13 protein-coding genes and 2 pseudogenes are annotated in these 17,301 nt (G+C 72.0%); 6 read left to right on the forward strand and 9 right to left on the reverse strand.

Annotated elements, in window-relative coordinates; all coding sequences use genetic code 11:
* Nucleotides 1-123: 123 nt before the first annotated feature.
* A complete protein-coding gene (locus LWF15_RS23325) occupies nucleotides 124-1,200 on the reverse strand; it encodes a tRNA (adenine-N1)-methyltransferase (RefSeq protein ID WP_232813041.1) in 1,077 nt (358 codons plus the stop codon).
* Nucleotides 1,201-1,288: 88 nt separating this feature from the next.
* On the reverse strand, nucleotides 1,289-2,413 hold the full coding sequence (locus tag LWF15_RS23330) for a site-2 protease family protein (RefSeq protein ID WP_232813042.1): 1,125 nt from the start codon (nucleotides 2,411-2,413) through the stop codon (nucleotides 1,289-1,291).
* Between the two features lie 208 nt (nucleotides 2,414-2,621).
* On the opposite strand from LWF15_RS23330, the pseudogene LWF15_RS38215 reads away from it, so the two are divergent.
* The 4 genes and pseudogenes from LWF15_RS38215 to LWF15_RS23345 form a co-directional block, all read left to right on the forward strand.
* A pseudogene (locus LWF15_RS38215) lies at nucleotides 2,622-2,759 on the forward strand (PD-(D/E)XK nuclease family protein); the annotation flags it as partial.
* 384 nt (nucleotides 2,760-3,143) lie between these two features.
* Nucleotides 3,144-3,890: pseudogene (locus LWF15_RS38220) on the forward strand (RecB family exonuclease); the annotation flags it as partial.
* 675 nt (nucleotides 3,891-4,565) lie between these two features.
* The gene (locus tag LWF15_RS23340) at nucleotides 4,566-5,312 is read left to right on the forward strand and encodes an ABC transporter ATP-binding protein (RefSeq protein WP_232813044.1); all 747 of its coding nucleotides are present in this window, start codon (nucleotides 4,566-4,568) and stop codon (nucleotides 5,310-5,312) included.
* A 1-nt stretch (nucleotide 5,313) separates the two neighbouring features.
* Nucleotides 5,314-7,845, forward strand: a complete 2,532-nt coding sequence (locus tag LWF15_RS23345; RefSeq protein ID WP_232813045.1) for an ABC transporter permease — start codon at nucleotides 5,314-5,316, stop codon at nucleotides 7,843-7,845.
* Nucleotides 7,846-7,912: 67 nt separating this feature from the next.
* Here the strand turns inward: LWF15_RS23345 and LWF15_RS23350 are convergent, their stop codons facing one another.
* On the reverse strand, nucleotides 7,913-8,629 hold the full coding sequence (locus LWF15_RS23350) for an HAD family hydrolase (RefSeq protein ID WP_232813046.1): 717 nt from the start codon (nucleotides 8,627-8,629) through the stop codon (nucleotides 7,913-7,915).
* Nucleotides 8,630-8,825: 196 nt separating this feature from the next.
* Between LWF15_RS23350 and LWF15_RS23355 the strand changes: the two genes are divergently transcribed.
* Nucleotides 8,826-9,698: a PAC2 family protein gene (locus LWF15_RS23355; RefSeq protein WP_285624404.1), complete on the forward strand. Its 873-nt coding sequence runs from the start codon at nucleotides 8,826-8,828 to the stop codon at nucleotides 9,696-9,698.
* Nucleotides 9,699-9,744: 46 nt separating this feature from the next.
* Here the strand turns inward: LWF15_RS23355 and mshC are convergent, their stop codons facing one another.
* The 4 genes from mshC to LWF15_RS23375 form a co-directional block, all read right to left on the reverse strand.
* The gene (mshC, locus tag LWF15_RS23360; protein WP_232813047.1) at nucleotides 9,745-11,001 is read right to left on the reverse strand and encodes a cysteine--1-D-myo-inosityl 2-amino-2-deoxy-alpha-D-glucopyranoside ligase; all 1,257 of its coding nucleotides are present in this window, start codon (nucleotides 10,999-11,001) and stop codon (nucleotides 9,745-9,747) included.
* A 75-nt stretch (nucleotides 11,002-11,076) separates the two neighbouring features.
* Complete coding sequence (locus tag LWF15_RS23365) at nucleotides 11,077-11,937, reverse strand: SCO1664 family protein (RefSeq protein WP_232813048.1); 861 nt, start codon at nucleotides 11,935-11,937, stop codon at nucleotides 11,077-11,079.
* Between the two features lie 8 nt (nucleotides 11,938-11,945).
* Nucleotides 11,946-12,512 (reverse strand): DUF3090 domain-containing protein, encoded by a 567-nt coding sequence (locus tag LWF15_RS23370; protein WP_232813049.1) that lies wholly within the window; start codon nucleotides 12,510-12,512, stop codon nucleotides 11,946-11,948.
* A 9-nt stretch (nucleotides 12,513-12,521) separates the two neighbouring features.
* On the reverse strand, nucleotides 12,522-13,253 hold the full coding sequence (locus tag LWF15_RS23375) for a histidine phosphatase family protein (RefSeq protein ID WP_232813050.1): 732 nt from the start codon (nucleotides 13,251-13,253) through the stop codon (nucleotides 12,522-12,524).
* Between the two features lie 68 nt (nucleotides 13,254-13,321).
* Between LWF15_RS23375 and LWF15_RS23380 the strand changes: the two genes are divergently transcribed.
* On the forward strand, nucleotides 13,322-14,251 hold the full coding sequence (locus LWF15_RS23380) for an aldo/keto reductase (protein ID WP_232813051.1): 930 nt from the start codon (nucleotides 13,322-13,324) through the stop codon (nucleotides 14,249-14,251).
* A 62-nt stretch (nucleotides 14,252-14,313) separates the two neighbouring features.
* Here LWF15_RS23380 and LWF15_RS23385 read toward each other — a convergent pair whose 3' ends face one another.
* Nucleotides 14,314-16,572, reverse strand: a complete 2,259-nt coding sequence (locus tag LWF15_RS23385) for a SulP family inorganic anion transporter (RefSeq protein WP_232813052.1) — start codon at nucleotides 16,570-16,572, stop codon at nucleotides 14,314-14,316.
* A 345-nt stretch (nucleotides 16,573-16,917) separates the two neighbouring features.
* Nucleotides 16,918-17,292 (reverse strand): primosomal protein, encoded by a 375-nt coding sequence (locus LWF15_RS23390; protein WP_232813053.1) that lies wholly within the window; start codon nucleotides 17,290-17,292, stop codon nucleotides 16,918-16,920.
* Nucleotides 17,293-17,301 lie beyond the last annotated feature (9 nt).

Raw genomic sequence — 17,301 nt, forward strand, 5'->3', positions numbered from 1 at the left:
AGACTTCCACTGCCGGACAGCCAAGGTGACGCAGATCTCCTCCCCTGTTCTCCCGACCGGCCAGGACCGCTCCTTGGACCGACCTTTACCCGCGAACGGCGAAAAATCCAGTCCGGGAAGCCATCAATTAGCAGGATCGAAACCTGGACGCGGGTCGTCGTCGTGTTCCGCGGCGGGGTCGGTGTCCAGATCTTCCTGCAGCGCAACCAGCTCCGACGGCGTGTTGGTGACCTCGCGCCGCACCTTGCGCACCTTCTTGTCGGACACCGGGCGCTCGCCGAGGTCGTCGGCGGTCCACTCGCCCCAGGCCTCGGAGACACCGGCCTCGCCCTCGGAGGCGGCCTTGGCCGGACGCCGGCGACGGGCCGGCGCGGTGAGCCCGTCGGCCATCCGCCGGGTGGTGAGCAGGAAGCCGGTGTGACCGACCATGCGGTGCTGCGGGCGCACCGCCAGCCCCTCGAGGTGCCAGCCGCGCACCATCGACTCCCAGGCCTGCGGCTCGGTGAAACGGCCGTCGGCGCGCAGGGCCTCGGCGGTGCGGGAGAGCTGGGTGGCGGTGGCCACGTAACAGATCAGCACGCCACCGGGCACGAGCGCCTTGGCCACCGCCTCGAGGCAGTCCCAGGGGGCCAGCAGGTCGAGCACGAACCGGTCGGCGTCGGTCTCCACCACGTCGGTGGCCACGTCACCCACGGTGATCTGCCAGGCCGGGTGCTCACCGCCGAAGAAGGTCTCGATGTTGGCCCTGGCGATGTCGGCGAAGTCTTCGCGGCGCTCGTAGGAGTGCACCAGGCCGGTGTCGCCCACGGCCCTGAGCAGCGACATGGTCAGGGCGCCGGACCCAACACCGGCCTCGATGACCCGGGCCCCGGGGAAGATGTCGGCCATCTGCACGATCTGGCCGGAGTCTTTCGGGTACACCACGGCGGCACCGCGCGGCATCGACAGAACGTAGTCGGCCAGCAGGGGGCGCAGCGCCAGGTACTCGACCCCGGCGGTGTTGCGCACGACCGAGCCGTCGGGCTGCCCGATCAGCTCCTCGTGGCGGAAGTACCCGCGGTGGGTGTGGAACTGCTTGCCCGGGGCGAGGGTGATCGTGTGCAGCCGGCCCTTGGGGTCGGTGAGCTGCACCCGGTCACCTTCCCGGAACGGGCCCCGGCGGTGTTCGGCGCCGGTCGGGGCGGGGGGTGCTTCGGTCATGAGGAGCGAGTCTATGGGCGGTGGGGGGGTGGGTGGTGCCGGGTGCCCGGGGGGCTGTTTTTGTTTGAGGACGTTTGTCAGCCCGCCTTCAGGGGGCGACGAAGCGGGCCACGTCTTCCCAGTCGAGAACGCCGACCACCACCTCGTCGGGGCCGAGCACGGCGTAACGGGCGGACGGGGCGTCCTGCAGGGCCTGGATCAGCGACTGCCCGGCCAGGCCGGTGGTGAGCACCGCACCGTCGGGCAGGGCCTCGGCCACCGCGTTGGCCCCGACCTCCTCGGCCCGGGCAGCGGGCACCCCGGCCGCCGCGTGCTCGTCGACGATCGCCGCCGGCCGGCCGTACACGTCGAGCACCACCACGGCCGTGGCCCCGGCCCCGGCAGCCGACATCAGGGCCCCGGCCACCGTGGCGTTGGAGGGGACGGCGACGGCGGGCTGCAACAGGTCGTCGATCAGCGCCGCCTCGGCCCGGATGTTCCAGCGCGCCGCCTCGACCGCCTGCCCGGCCCCGCGCCAGAGCAGGAAACCGACCAGGACCAGCCAGACCGCGCTGCTCATCCGGTGCTCGCCGGTGGCCACCGACCAGGCCGCGTAGACCACCGTGCCGACCGCGACGACCCGCCCGGCGTTACCCGCGAACACGGCTGCCACCAGGCGATTGCCGCTGATCCGCCAGACCACGCCCTCGACCACCCGGCCGCCGTCGAGCGGCAGGCCGGGCAGGGCGTTGAACACCGCGACCACCAGGTTCGAGGTGGCGGTGGCGGCGAGCAGCAGCCGGGCCACCGAGCCGGGCTCGGCCTGCTCCATCGCCCGGTCGGCGCCGAGCGCGATCAGCAGGTTGGACAGCGGGCCGACGACGGCCACCACGATCGCCCGCCAGGGCGAGGCCGAGGGTGCGTCGAAGGCGGTGTGGCCGCCCCACAGGTCCAGGACGATGGCCGTGGCCGGGGTGCCGGTGGCGGCCGCCGCCACGGCGTGCGCGGCCTCGTGCACGAACACGCTGAGCAGCAGGATCAGGGCGAAGACGAGGGCGATGACGTAGGTGAGCGGCCCGGTCACGTCCACCCAGGCGCGCACGGTGGGGGCGAACAGCGCGGTCATCACCACCGCGATCAGGAACCAGGACGGGCGCAGGTAGACCGGCACCGGGCCGACCCGGCCCAGGCGGATCCCCGACTCGGTGCGCACGGCCTCGTCGGCCGCGCTCATCGTCGCCGCACGTTCGGCGGGGACGGGTGCGGGTGCCGGATCTGCCCACCGGGCCCGGGATTGCTCACAAGGCAGATGTTAGGGCAGGCCGGGCGGGCGCTCACCGGGACATTCCGGACGCCGGGCGCGGGCTCGGTGAACTGTCGGACCCCACGTCTAGGGTCTTCGTATGGCCGCCGCCCTGTCCCCCTCCCGGGCCTCCGACTTCATGCAGTGCCCTCTGCTCTACCGCTTCCGCGTGGTCGACCGCCTGCCCGAGCGTCCCAGTCCTGCTGCCCTGCGCGGCACGGTGGTGCACACCGTGCTGGAGAGCCTGTTCGACCTGCCCGCCGAGCAGCGCACGCTCCAGGCCGCGCGGGATCTGCTGCAGCCTTCCTGGGAGAAGGTGCTGGCCGAGCGGCCCGAGGCGGCGCAGTTGTTCGGGGGGCCGGGCCCGGGTGGTGACGAGCAAGTTGGCGCGGACGGCGAAGAGCGGGCCCGCACGGGCAGCGAAGAGCAGGCCCGCACGGGCGGCCAAGAGCAGGCCGGGACGGGTTCGCAAGACCATAGTGCTGGTTCCGGGGGTGGCGAGGGCTCAGTGGGGCCGGCGAGTGGGGGACGGCCAGCTGAGCAGACCTCTGAGCAGACCTTGGAGCAGACCTCGGAGCAGTCCTCGGAGCAGCCCGCTCTGAGCGGCGACGGGTCCGGGCGGCCGGCAGTGGAAGCAGCCGGGCAAGCACCCGAGGAAGCACCCGAGGAAGCACCTGGGGAAGCACGCGGGGAAGCACGCGGGGAAGCAGCCGGGGGCGGTGAGAACCAGGAGAGGCCGGGGGCCCAGGCCGACCTGGAGGCCTGGCTGGCCTCGGCGTCGGAGCTGATCGGCCGCTGGTTCGCCCTGGAGGACCCGACCCGTCTGGAGCCGGCCGACCGCGAGCTCTACGTCGAGACCACCCTCGACAACGACCTGGTGCTGCGCGGTTACGTGGACCGGCTCGACGTGGCGGCCGACGGCCGGCTGCGGGTGGTCGACTACAAGACCGGCCGCTCCCCCGGCGAGGCGTTCGAGGCCAAGGCCCTGTTCCAGATGAAGTTCTACGCCCTGGTGCTCTGGCGCACCCGCGGCCGTCTGCCCACCGTGCTGCAGCTGGTCTACCTGGGCAACGGCGAGATCCTGCGCTACGAACCCGACGAGCAGGACCTGCTCGCCGTGGAACGCAAGGTGAAGGCCCTGTGGGAGGCGATCGCCCTGGCCGCCGAGACCGGCGACTGGCGCCCCTCCCCCAGCCGTCTGTGCACCTGGTGCGACCACCACGCCCTCTGCCCCGCCAAGGGCGGCACCCCGCCGCCCATCCCGCCCGAGGCCCGGGCCCGGGTGCTGGGCATCACGCCGGAGGAGCCGGAGCAGCCGGTCGGGTCGGGGGTGCCGGAACAGCCGGTCGGGTCGGAGGAGCCGAAGCAGCCAGTCGGGTCGGAGGAGCCGAAGCAGCCAGTCGAGTAGGGCGCGAGCGAGCAGGGGGCGAGCGAGGGCGCGGCGTACCAGTCTCCCGATTCCGCCAGCCGCCAGCCGCCAGCCGCCAGCCGCATTGTCCGGACGGCTGCTCGCTCCGGACACAGACGTTCCGAAGCCGCTTCCGCCTTCCCTCCCCGTGCCCCCTCCCCGTGCCCCTCCCGTGCCCTCCCCGGGCCATCTCGTCCTCTGGTTCCCAGGCCCGCCCCCGGCCGTCCCGCATCTCCATCCCCGGCCCATCCGTGCCCAAGGGCCGCTGACGTCGGGTCCCCGGCCACGGGCGTCCGTCAATTCAGGGTTTGGACGGCACCCCACGAGATCCCCTGATCCCGGCCGCACGCTGCTGAGCTGCCCCTACCGGCGTCCCGGAGCCGAGCCGGCCGACCGGTAATTCCCGGCCCGGCCCACCGCCCGGATGACAAAATGTCCGCCGACCGGTGGACGACCCCTGGCCCGGTACGGAGCAAGATCGGGGTTGTACTCAGGGTGGAACCCGAGGTGAGGGGGCTCATGCCTCGGGCGTAATTGGATCACTGCCGGGACGCGCTCGCCGCGGCCCGGCCGAGGTCGGCGTCGCAAGGCGCCTTCGGCCGGCTCGGACCGGTGATCTCTGGGGGGATACGGAGTCCCCATGCTGTGCAGTCCGACGACTCAGGGGAGAACACGGTGGGAACCGAAGCGATCGCGAGAGCGGTTGATCTGCAGAAGATTTACGGTACGGGCGAGGCACAGGTCAAGGCTCTGCGGGGGGTCAGCGTCGACTTCGGCCGGGGTGAGATGACGGCCATCATGGGCCCCTCCGGGTCCGGCAAGTCCACCCTCATGCACTGCATGGCCGCCCTCGACCGGCCCACCGACGGCGAGGTCGAGATCGACGGGGTGCGGGTGCGGGGGCTGAAGGACAAGGCGCTGACGCAGTTGCGGCGGGACCGGCTGGGTTTCATCTTCCAGTCGTTCAACCTGGTGCCCACGCTGACCGCCAAGGAGAACATCACGCTGCCGCTGGACATCGCCGGGCGCAAGGTCGACCAGGAGTGGTTCGACCGGGTGGTCGACACCGTCGGCCTGCGCGACCGGCTGAGCCACCGCCCCACCGAGCTCTCCGGCGGCCAGCAGCAGCGCGTCGCCTGCGCCCGGGCCCTGGTCAGCCGCCCGGCGATCGTCTTCGCCGACGAGCCGACCGGCAACCTGGACTCGCGGGCCAGCGCCGAGATCCTCTCGTTCCTGCAGAACTCGGTGCGCGAGTTCGGCCAGTCGATCGTGATCGTCACGCACGACCCGGTCGCGGCCGGGTACGCCGACCGCGTGCTGTTCCTGGCCGACGGCGAGATCGTCGACGAGATGGCGGCGCCGACGGCCGACAAGGTCCTCGAGCGGATGCGGGGCTTCGACGCCGTTGGACGGCGTAGCTGACATGCTCAAGGTCACCGTCAAGGGAATCTTCACCCACCGGCTGCGTTTCGCGCTCACCGCGCTGGCCGTCTGCCTGGGGGTGGCGCTGGTCGCGGGCACGCTGGTGCTCAGCGGCAGCATCAACCGCACGTTCGACGGCATCGTCGAGCAGACCTCGGCCGGCACCGACGTGCAGGTGCGCGGGGCCGAGCTGGAGACCACCACCTTCGACGGCACCCGGCAGCGCGAGCCGCTGCCGCTGTCGTTGCGCGAACAGCTGCAGGCGGTGGACGGGGTCGAGCGGGTGGCGGCCGACATGGGCGGCACCGCGATCCTGGTCGGCGAGGACGGCACCGCGGCCCGCAACGGCGGCGCGCCCAACCTGGGCTTCGCCTACTACCCCGACGACCCGGTGGTCGAGCTGACCGACGGTCGCGGTCCGGAGAAGAAGGGCGAGGTGCTCGTCGAGAACACCACGCTCGAGCTGGCCGGACTGAAGGTCGGGGACACCACGCGGGCGCTGATCCAGAACGACCCGCAGGACGTCACCATCACCGGCTCGTTCGACTTCGGTTCCGGTCTGGCCGGCGCCACCCTGGTGCTGCTGGACGAGCAGACCGCGATCGACACCTGGGCGCCCGACGGGAAGGTGCCCTCGTTCACCCTGGGCGCCGACGACGGGGTCAGCCAGGAGCAGCTGCGCGACGCCGTGTCCTCGGTGATCCCGGCCGGCGCCGAGGCGATCACCGGCTCCGAGTTCTACGACGAGCAGAAGGACGCGGTCGCCTCGGGGATCGGTTTCATCACCACGTTCCTGCTGGTCTTCGCCTCGATCGCGGTGTTCGTGGGCGCGTTCATCATCGCCAACACGTTCTCCATGCTGGTCGCCCAGCGCACCCGGGAACTGGCCCTGCTGCGGGCGGTCGGGGCCTCCCGCGGTCAGGTGCTGCGGGTGGTGCTCGGTGAGGCGGCGATCCTCGGCCTGGTCGGCTCGCTGATCGGCCTCGGTCTGGGCGTGCTGCTCGCGGCCGGGCTGCAGGCTCTGGTCGAGACCTTCGGCCTGGAGATCACCGGTGGTCTGCCGGTCAGCGTCAACACGGTCGTGATCAGCCTGCTGGTGGGTCTGGTGGTGACCATGCTGTCGGCGGTGATGCCGGCTCTGCGCGCCGCCAAGGTGCCGCCGATGGCCGCGTTGCGCGACGACGCGCAGGTGCCTCCGGGCGGGGTGCTGCGGCGCGGCATCATCGGCCTGGTGCTGGTGCTGCTCGGTTTCGCCGCGGTGCTGCCGAGTTCGCTGGGTGACGAGCCGAACTGGCCGCTGATCGGCCTGGGCGCCGCTCTGCTGCTGCTCGGCCTGCTGGTGGCCGCGCCGTGGCTGACCCGTCCGGTGGTCCGGCTGGTGGCGGCGCCGTACACCCGGATCTACGGCACCGTCGGCCGGCTGGCCCGGGAGAACGCGCTGCGCAACCCGCGCCGCACGGCGACCACGGCCAGTGCGCTGATGATCGGCCTGGCCCTGATGTCGAGCGTCGGGGTGTTCGCCTCCTCGGCCAACGCCAGCGTGGCGGAGGCGGTGGAGACCGACCTGTCGGCCGACTACGTGCTGAGCACCGGCGGGGCGAGCGTCATCCCCACCACGGTGGCCGACGAGGTCGAGAAGCTCTCCGGGGTCACCTCGGTGGCCACCGTGCGGGACGTGCCGATGCAGATCGACGGCGACGGGGTCTACGCGGTCGCCGCCGAGGCCCGCGCGATCAGCGAGAACATCAAGGTCCAGGTGAACGCGGGCTCGCTGGACGCGCTCGACTCCGGTCAGGTGGTGATCAGCCAGAGCATCGCCGACGACCGGGGCTGGAAGGTCGGCGACCAGCTGCCCCCGGCCGACATCGGCACCCAGGTCGGTCAGGAACTGACCGTCGGCGGGATCATCGAGGACTCGCTGCCGCTGGACAACGCCCAGGTGCTCTTCCCGATGGAGCTGTACTCCGAGGCGGTCCCCCCTGCTCAGCAGGGTGACTTCCTGCTCTACGTGAAGTCCGACGGGGCCGACTCCGCCGGGCTGCGCGAGGAGCTGACCAAGACCGTCGAGCCGTTCCTGGTGGTCTCGGTGCAGGACGGCGAGGAGTTCGCCGACGCCCAGGCGGCGCAGATCAACCAGCTGCTCTACCTGATCTACGCCCTGCTCGCGCTGAGCGTGCTGATCGCGGTGCTGGGCATCGTGAACACCCTGGCCCTGTCGGTGTTCGAGCGCACCCGGGAGATCGGGCTGCTGCGGGCGGTCGGGATGAGCCGGCGTCAGCTGCGGCGGATGATCAGCGCCGAGTCGGTCAGCACCGCGGTGTTCGGTGCGGTGCTGGGCATGGCGCTGGGCCTGGTGCTCGGGCTGGTGCTGCAGCGGGCCCTGGTTTCCCAGGGGCTGGAGACGCTGTCCATCCCGTGGGCGACGCTGGTGGTCGTCCTGGTCGCCTCGGCGATCGCCGGGATGTTCGCGGCGATCATGCCGGCCTGGCGCGCGGTGCGCCTGGACGTGCTGCGGGCCATCACCGCCGAGTAACCCGACCACCGATGGACGTCCGCCCGCCCCGATCGGGGCGGGCGGACGTCCATTGTTCGAAGTTCTTTCAGAAGAGCAACTGGCCCAGATCCTTGGCACTCCAGCCGGCCAGGGTCTCGACCACCGTGCGGCCGGGGCCCTCGGGCACCGGCACCAGATGCTGCACGGCCAGCACGGGAACCCCGGCGGCCTCGGCCGAGGCGATCCCGGTCAGGCTGTCCTCGATGGCCACGCACTGGGCCGGGGCCAGCCCGAGCAGCTCGGCGCCCTTCAGGTAGGGCTCCGGGTGCGGCTTGCCCCGGGTGACCTCGTCGCCGGTGACCAGGAACCGGAAGAACGAGCCGGGCAGGGTGCCGACGATCGCCTCGGCCATCTCCCGGTACGACATGGTGACCAGGGCGCAGGGCACGCCCAGTTCGTTGAGCTCGGTGAGCAGCTCGCGGGCGCCGGGCCGCCAGGGCACCTCCACGGCGATCCGCCGCACCACCCCGGTGGTGAGCCGGTCGATGATCTCCTCGGCGGGCAGGGTGACACCGCCGTGCTCCTGGATGTAGTGCGCCGAGTCGATCAGCGCGTTGCCGATCAGGTTGTGCGCGTGCTCGTCGGACCAGGTGCCGCCGAACTCGGAGACCAGCAGGTGCTCCTCGGCCATCCAGTACGGCTCGGTGTCGACCAGGGTCCCGTCCATGTCCCACAGCACCGCCGCGGGCAGGCCGGAAGCCCTGAGGTCGGCGGGGTGGGCGGGAGCGGAGGGGTTCGGCTGGGGGGAACGGCTGTCGTTCACGATGCTGTGGTTCTCGCCTCTGGGGGTGGACGGTGCGCGGACGCGGCCGAGCCGGATTCTTCGGCGAGTCTAGAGCGTTGGGGACAGCCATCCGCAGGAGAGCCCGGGCGCCCTTAGGCTGGGGGCCGCGACGGGCCCACCGGGCCCACCGGCTGCCGGATGACGAAGACGACGAAGATGTGAGCGAGGAGAAGGCGTGACGGATCTGTCGGGCGTGCCGCCGCTGCGGGACCCCGTGATGGTGGCTGCCTTCGAGGGCTGGAACGACGCGGGCGAGGCCGCCAGCGGGGCGATGGCGCACCTGGAGAAGGTCTGGGGGGCGCAGAGCGTCGGCGAGCTGGATCCCGAGGAGTACCACGACTTCCAGGTGAACCGGCCCAGCGTGGGCGTGGACGAGGACGGCCGGCGCTCGATCACCTGGCCCACCACCCGCCTGTACTGGGCGCGGCCGCCGGGGGCGAGCCGGGACGTGGTGATCGTGCGCGGGATCGAGCCGTCGATGCGCTGGCGCCGCTTCGTCGGGGAGGTGCTGCAGTACGCCGACGACCTCAAGGTCGGCACCCTGATCACGCTGGGCGCGCTGCTGGCCGACGTGCCGCACACCCGGCCGATCCCGGTGACCACCACCAGCGACGACGAGCGGCTGCTGGACAAGCTGGCGGTGGAGCCCTCCCGGTACGAGGGCCCGACCGGGATCGTGGGGGTGCTGCAGGACACGGCGACCAAGGCCGGGCTGCCCAGCCTCTCGCTGTGGGCGGCGGTGCCGCACTACGTGGGGCAGTCGCCCTCGCCCAAGGCCACGCTGGCCCTGCTGCGGCGGATCGAGGACGTGCTCGACGTCACCGTCCCGCTGGGCGACCTGCCCGAGGACGCGCGGGCCTGGGAGCGCGGGGTGGACGAACTGGCCGAGGAGGACACCGAGATCGGCGAGTACGTGCGCCAGCTGGAGCAGGCGAAGGACACGGCCGACCTGCCGGAGGCCAGCGGCGAGGCGATCGCCAAGGAGTTCGAGCGGTACCTGCGCCGGCGGGACCCGGGTGACGAGGGTCCCAAGCCCGGCATGATGTGAGAACAGGAAAGGCCCGCTGCGGCGGGCCTTTCCTGCGTTCAGCTGCTCAGAAGCGCACGCCGAGGAGGGCGTCGACGGTACGCCCCACCAGACCGGGGGCAGCATCCACCGAGGTGTCCCCGCCGAGCGTCGCATCCACCCAGGCGTCGACCGCGGCCAGGGCCTCGGGCGCGTTCAGGTCGGTGCCGATGGCCTGACGTACGGCGGCCAGCACCGGCTCCGGGTCGGCGCCCTCCTGCCGGGACATCGCGTCCTTCCAGCGCTCGAGCCGGATCTGCGCGGCGCTGAGGTTCTCGTCGGTCCAGTCCCAGCTGGTGCGGTAGTGGTGGGCCAGCAGGGCCAGGCGGATCACCTGCGGATCCACGCCGGCCTCGCGCAGCTTGGACACGAACACCAGGTTGCCCCGGGACTTGCTCATCTTCTCGCCGTCCAGGCGGACCATGCCGGCGTGGGCGTAGTGCCGGGCGAACGGCGCCTGACCGGTGATCACCTGGCCGTGCGAGGCGCTCATCTCGTGGTGCGGGAAGAGCAGGTCGTCTCCCCCGGCCTGCACGTCGAAGCCCATCCCGAGGTGCTCCAGGGCGATCGAGGCGCACTCGATGTGCCAGCCCGGCCGCCCGGCACCCAGGGTCTCGCCCTCCCACGAGGGCTCGCCCTCACGGGCCACCCGCCAGAGCAGAGCGTCCAACGGATGACGTTTGCCCGCCCGGTCGGGGTCTCCGCCACGCTCGGCGAAGGTGACCCGGGCCTCGTCCTCGGACAGCCGGGCCACCCGGCCGAAGTCCGGGTCGGTGGTGACGTCGAAGTACACGTCCTGCGCGCCCGGGTGCAGCGCGTCGGGCGTGGGCACCAGGTATGCCTTGCCCGCCTTGACCAGGTTCTGCACGGCGTCGACGACCAGCGGGATCGCCTCCACCGCGGTCATGAACACCCGGGGGGCGAGGACGCCCAGGGCGATCATGTCGTCCTTGAAGCGCTCGGTCTCCCGGTCGGCCAGGGCCCGCCAGTCGTCGCCGGTGGCGTTCGCGCGCTCCAGCAGCGGGTCGTCCACGTCGGTGACGTTCTGCACGTAGAAGACCTCGTGCCCGGCGTCCCGCCAGGCGCGGTTGAGCAGGTCGAAGGCCACGTAGGTGGACGCGTGCCCGATGTGGGTGGCGTCGTAGGGGGTGATCCCGCAGACGTAGATGCGGGCCTCACCATCGGGCTGCGTGGTGACCAGCTGCCGCTCGGCGGAGTCGAAGATGCGGACCGGGGCACCGGTGCCGGGCAGACGGGGGACGGCGGGAGAAGGCCAGGGGATCACGTCCGGAGCCTAACCGACACCCCGCGGGCCTGTCTGTGCAGGTCCCGGGCGGGTTTTGGAATAAAACGCAGTTCGTCAGAAGGGTGGCCAGGGGATCGCGGCCCAGTCTCCCGGCGGCTTCGGGAACCGGCCCCGACGCAGCAGCTGAGCGGCCCGCCGGGCGGTCCGGTCGATCTCGTCGCCCTCCAGCAGACCGGCCAGGACCGTGCGCAGCTCCCCGTCGCCGGTGAGGTCGGTCACCAGGGCGTCGAGAAGCTCACAGGCCTCTTCGCCGAGCCTTTCACCCGCCCAGCCCCACAGCACGGTGCGCAGCTTGTCGTCCAGGTTGAAGGTGAGGCCGTGGTCGACGCCGTAGAGCCGGCCGTCGGTGCCGCGCAGGATGTGCCCGCCCTTGCGGTCGGTGTTGTTGGCCACCGCGTCGAACAGGGCGATCCGCCGCAGCCCGGGATCGTCGGCGTGGGCCAGGACCACCGGGTCGCCGGCCGCGTCCTCGGCCACCAGCACGCGCTTCCAGTCCTGAGGCAGCGCCTCGGGGGCCACCACGTCGACCACCCCCGCACCCGGCTCCCCCATCACCGGCTCGACCGCCAGCGGCAGGCCGCCCAGGCCGGTGGCCGGCTCGTGGTCGGCGGGCGCGTTGATCCACAGCTGCACGCTGCCCGGGCCGAACGGGCCCTCGCGCAGCACGGTGGGCGGGACCACGTCCAGGCCGGTGTGCGCGGACAGCACGTAGCTGGCCGTCTCGCGCAGGCCCAGGGTGCGGGAAGGGAAGTCCCACAGCGGCTTCTCGCCCGAGATCGGCTTGTACACGCAGCCGGTGGCCACCCCGTCCAGGCTCACCGCCGCGTAGAGCGTGGCGTTGCTGGCCCCGGCGATCCGGCCCTGGATCTCCAGTTCGCCCTCGGCCAGCAGCTTGAGCAGTTCCGGCTCTTCCATCCGCGCGATCAGCGCCGGTACCCGTTCGCCCGGGGGCAGATGTGCCCCTCCGGATCCAGCGGGAACGTGCAGAACGGGCAGGGCGGGCGGCCGGCGCCGACCACCGCCAGGGCGCGCTTGGCGAAGGCCCGCGCGGCGGCCCCGGCCAGCGAGACCCGCAGCACCGCCCCCTCGGCGTCCTCGTCGTTGTCGGGCAGCTCGTCCTCGTCCTCGTTGAGGTTCTCGCCCGCCTCGAAGCACTCGATGACGACCCGCTCGAGCTCGCCGTCCCAGGCCAGGCTCATCGTGCCGACCCGGAACTCCTCCTCGATCGGGGTGTCCAGCGGGGCCGTGTCCTCGGTGCGGGTGGGCGCCAGGGCGGGCACGGTGGCGTTGCCCTGGCTGCGGCGCAGCACCTCGTCGAGCAGTTCGTCGACCCGTTCGGCCAGCACCGACACCTGCTGCTTCTCGAGCTGCACGGTGGTCAGCCGGTTACCGGCCCGGGCCTGGAGGAAGAAGGTGCGGGACCCGGGCTGGCCCGTCGTCCCCGCGACGAACCGGTCCGGCGACTCGTACTCGTACACCTGGCGCGGCATGAGGCGACCCTATGACTTTCCGGTCGCGCTCGCCGCACCGCCGCTGCCGCCGCCGACCGCGGCGTCCGACTCGGCCAGGCCCTCCTGCCCCGCCGGCGGCGGAACCGGCACCAGAGCAGCCAGATCCACGCCGGAGTCGTTGACCCGTACGGCGAACGGGCGCAGCGGTGTGAAACGGATCACGGAGACCGAGCAGGGGTCGACCACCAGCCGCTGGAACTGGTCGAGGTGCATGCCGAGGGCGTCGGCCAGGATCGCCTTGATCACGTCGCCGTGCGAGACCGCCAGCCACATCGCGTGCTCGCCGAACTCCTCGGCGACCCGGGCGTCGTACTCGCGGACCGCGGCGACCGCCCGGTGCTGCATGTCGGGCATCGACTCGCCGTCGGGGCCCGGGAACGTCATGGCCGAGGGATGCGCCTGGACCACCGGCCAGAGCTTCTCCTGGGCCAGTTCCTTCAGCGGGCGGCCGGTCCAGTCGCCGTAGTGGCACTCGCCCAGGCGGTCGTCGGTGAGCAGCGCCGGGCCGTCGGGGCCCAGCAGCGCCGAGGCGGTCTCCTGGCAGCGCTGCAGCGGGCTGGCCACGGCGAGCCGCAGGGGGATCTTCTCGAGCCGGGCGGCGAGGGTGCGGGCCTGGGCCTGACCGGTCTCGTCGAGACCGACGCCGGGGGTCCAGCCGGCCAGGACGCCGGAGGCGTTGGCCGCCGTGCGGCCGTGGCGGACCAGGAGAACTGTGGGCACGGGTAGAGCCTAGTTCGCCCATTGGGGCAGGCGCCGCCGGGCACTGCTGCACGCTAAGTTGGCCGTTTATGGAGCAGCGCTACGTGGGCCGCACCGGTCTGCGTGTCTCCAGGCTGGGCCTGGGCACCATGACGTGGGGCCGGGAGACCGATCCGGACGAGGCGGCCGACCAGCTGAGAGATTTTCTCGAGGCCGGCGGGACACTGGTCGACGTGGGCAGCCGCTACGGCGCCGGGGCCTGCGAGGAGACGCTGGGCAAGCTGCACCAGGCCCACGGGGTGCGCGAGGAACTGGTGATCTCGGCCAAGGCCGTGGTGCCGCTGCACCGCCAGGGCCCCGACCTCTCCCGCCGTTCCCTGCTCGCCGCCCTCGACGCGTCGCTGAACCGGCTGGCCACCGACCACGTGGATCTGTGGACGGCGCCGGGCTGGAGTTCCGCGGTGCCGCTCGAGGAGACGCTGTCGGCCCTGGAGACCGCCGTGCGCTCGGGCCGGGCCCGCTACGCCGGGGTGGCCAACGTCGACTCCTGGCAGGCGGCGCTCGCCGCCACCGGGGGGCAGCCCCTGGCCGCCGTGCACACCGAGTACTCCCTGGTGCAGCGCCAGGCCGAGAACGAACTCATCCCCGCCAGCCAGCACCTGGGCCTGGGGGTGATCGGCTGGTCCCCGCTCGGCCGGGGCGTGCTCACCGGCAAGTACCGGCACGGCACCCCGGCCGACTCGCGCGCGGCCTCGGCGCACCTGGCCCAGTTCGTCGAGCCCTACCTCGACCGCTCGTCCCGCCGGATCACCGATGCGGTGATCGCGGCGGCCGACGGCCTGGGCTTCTCCCCGCTGGAGATCTCGCTGGCCTGGGCCCGCGACCGCCCCGGCATCAGCTCGGTGCTGCTCGGGGCGCGCACCGGGGCCCAGCTGCGGCAGGCCCTGGGCAGTGAGGACGTGCAGCTGCCGGTCGAGATCCTGGGCGTGCTCGACGAGGTCTCGCTCTCAGCCCTGTGATCGAGGTGGACCGGGTGGTTCCCGGTGAGCTGGGCCACCCGGTCCGCCTCGTCAGACCCTCGTCAGACCCCGGCGGGGAGGCTGAACTCGCCGCTCTCCGGTTCCAGCACCCGCACCTCGGCGGCGCCGATGTCGAAGAACATGCCGACCAGCTCGAGCCGGTCGGCCTCCACCCGGCGACGCACCAGCGGGTGTTCCATCAGGTGGCGGAGCTGGACGACAACGTTGACCTCGGCCAGCCGGGCAACGTCGTCGGTGCCCGCCTGGGCCCGGAACGCGCTCAGCGACTCCTCGGCGTGGGCGAGCCAGCCCGGTAAGGCCCCCTCAGCCTCGGCCGACGGCTCCAGCAGCGCCCGCATGGCCCCGCAGCCGGAGTGCCCGCAGACCGCGATGGTGGTCACCCCGAGCACCCCCACCGCGTACTCGACCGCCGCGAGGGTCGAGTCACCCGGATCGGAAGGCCTTACCGGCACCAGGTTTCCGACGTTGCGCACGGTGAACAGGTCACCCGGGCCCGAGTCGGTGATCAGGTTGGGCACCACCCGGGAGTCGGCGCACGTGATGAACAACGTGCTGGGCGACTGGGATTCACGCAGTTCGTGCAGAACTCCCCGCATCCGGGGGGCGAGGCGATCGTGGAAGTTGCCCACCCCGTCCATCAGTTGGCTCGGGGTCTCGGGCTCCTCAGGCTCGCTGTCGGACGAGATCTCGACCTTGCCATGGCTCCACGGCGCCGACGGCATCGCGCCGTCCAGAACCCTTCCCCGGGGCGGCTTCCCACCACCGACGACCTCGCTCAGCACGGCCGCACCCTGTTCCCGGACCGTCACCGTGCCACCCGCCCGGCGATGCTCCTGCACCCAGCCGAGCAGGTGTTCCGAAGCCGCCTGGTCGAGGAAGTCCAGCTCGACGTCGAGCCGGACCGGCGCCCCCTCAGGGATGCTGCCCAGCCGCCGGGCCAGACGGGGCAGCGCCACGAAGGTCAGCGTGCCGGTCAGGACCACCCGCCAGGTGCCTTCGGCGGTACCGGCCGGGATGACCTGCACCTTGGCCGCGATCGTGCGGCGGGCCGCGAAACCGAGCGCCACCAGGATGCCCAGGAGCACCCCTTCGAGCAGGTTCAGGACCAGCACCCCGGCCAGGGTGACCACCCAGACCGCGCCCTCGCCGTGCCGGTGGGCACTGCGCAGGTGGCCGAGATTGACCAGCCCGATGCCGATCACCACGAGGAGCCCGGCCAGCACCGACAGCGGGATCTGTTTCACCACCGAGACCAGGACCACCGAGAACAGCGCGACCCAGACCGCGTGCAGCACGGCCGACCATTTGGTCTTCGCCCCGGCCCGCACGTTGGTGGCGCTGCGCACGATCACCCCGGTGACCGGCAGCCCGCCGGCCAGGCCGGAGAGGATGTTGGCCGAGCCCTGGCCGAGGAGCTCACGGTCGAGGTCGGCCCGGCGGCCCTGGTGCATCTTGTCCACCGCGACCGACGACAGCAGCGTCTCCACGCTGGCCACCAGGGCCACGGTGAGCACGCCCACGCCGACCGAGAGCCAGGCCTGCTCGGGCAGTTCCGGCAGCTGCAGGGCGGTGAGCAGGTTGCCGGGCAGATCGACCCGCTCGACCGCGAACGGCAGCGAGGCGAGCGTCATCAGGGTGACCGAGGCAAGTGGCGCCGGCACCTGACCGAGCGGGCCCAGGTGCCGGGTGAGCCGGGGCCACACCAGGTTCAGGGCGATGGTGCCCACCCCGAGCAGCGCCGAGGCGGTGTGCAGGGTGAGGACCTGGCCGGGCAGTTCGAGCATGCTCTCCAGCGCCGAGCTGCGGGAGTCGGCCCCCAGCAGCACGTGCAGCTGGCCGACCACGATGGTCAGGCCGATCCCGGCGAGCATGCCGTGCACCACGGCCGGCGAGATGGCCAGCGCGGCCCGGGCCACCCGGGTCAGGCCGAAGCCGATCTGGACGACTCCCGCCAGCACGGTGATCAGGCAGGTGACCCGCCAGCCGTGCTCGGAGACCAGACCCGCCACCACCGCGGTGAGACCCGCGGCGGGACCGGTGACCTGGAGGGGGGCACCGCCGACGAGACCGGTGACGATGCCCCCGACGACGGCAGCGATGATGCCGGCCACCACGGGGGCACCGGAGGCGACGGCGATGCCGAGCGACAGGGGCAGGGCGACCAGGAAGACGACCAGGGACGCCTCGATGTCGGCCCGCCAGTGTGGCTGGGGTTCAGTGTGTTCAGTGGCTTCGTGCCCGTCGGGTTCTCCGGCCGACAGCCGGGAGGGAGTGACGGTGGACGTGGATTCCTGGCTCATGGACTTCTCTCCTGGCGTCGTTCGCGGCGTCTGGAGGTGCATGGCAGTACTGGATCGCGTTGCATCGGGCGTCCATGCCCAGAATTCGTCTCAGAAATCACCAAGAGTTAGTGACTGAGGACTGTCAGTGACCAGCCTGCGGGCGGAAGTGGGCCCTGGTCAATTCGAAACGCGTGAGAATGCGTTAAGACTGCCGGGTTTTCGACTTCTACCCGGGCGAAAGATGTTTCCGGAGAGGGACTTACGCGTTACCGGGAAGTTTCCGCAGAGGCCGGCGAGAGGTCGGCTCCGGGCATGACTGATCCCGGCCTCACCCTGGGGTGAGACCGGGACCGGTACCGGGACTCAGGCGCGCGGGGCGGTGGCGGGCCGGCCGGTGCCGTCGCCCACCTCGTCGTCCGCGTCCTCGTCGTCCTCGTCGTCGTCCTCGTCGTCGTCCTCGTCGTCGTACTCGTCGAGGTCGTCGTCGTCCTCCCCGTCCTCGTCGTCCTCGTCGTCGCTCGCCAGGGCGTCCTCGGCGTCGTCGTACAGGACGAACGGGGTGACCTCGTCGAACGCGTCGTAGAGCGACTCGTCGTAGGTCTCGAAGGCGTCGGCCAGGGTCTGGTAGGCCGCGACCACCGATGGGTCGGCCTCACCGGCCCGCCGGGAAGCTGCCTCGAGGTGCGCCTCGAGAGCAGCAATCAGGCGGTCAAGAGCAGCTCGGGGCTCCGTCGTCATGGCATGACC

The sequence above is a fragment of the Kineosporia rhizophila genome (assembly GCF_021277265.1).
Classification (GTDB): domain Bacteria; phylum Actinomycetota; class Actinomycetes; order Actinomycetales; family Kineosporiaceae; genus Kineosporia; species Kineosporia rhizophila.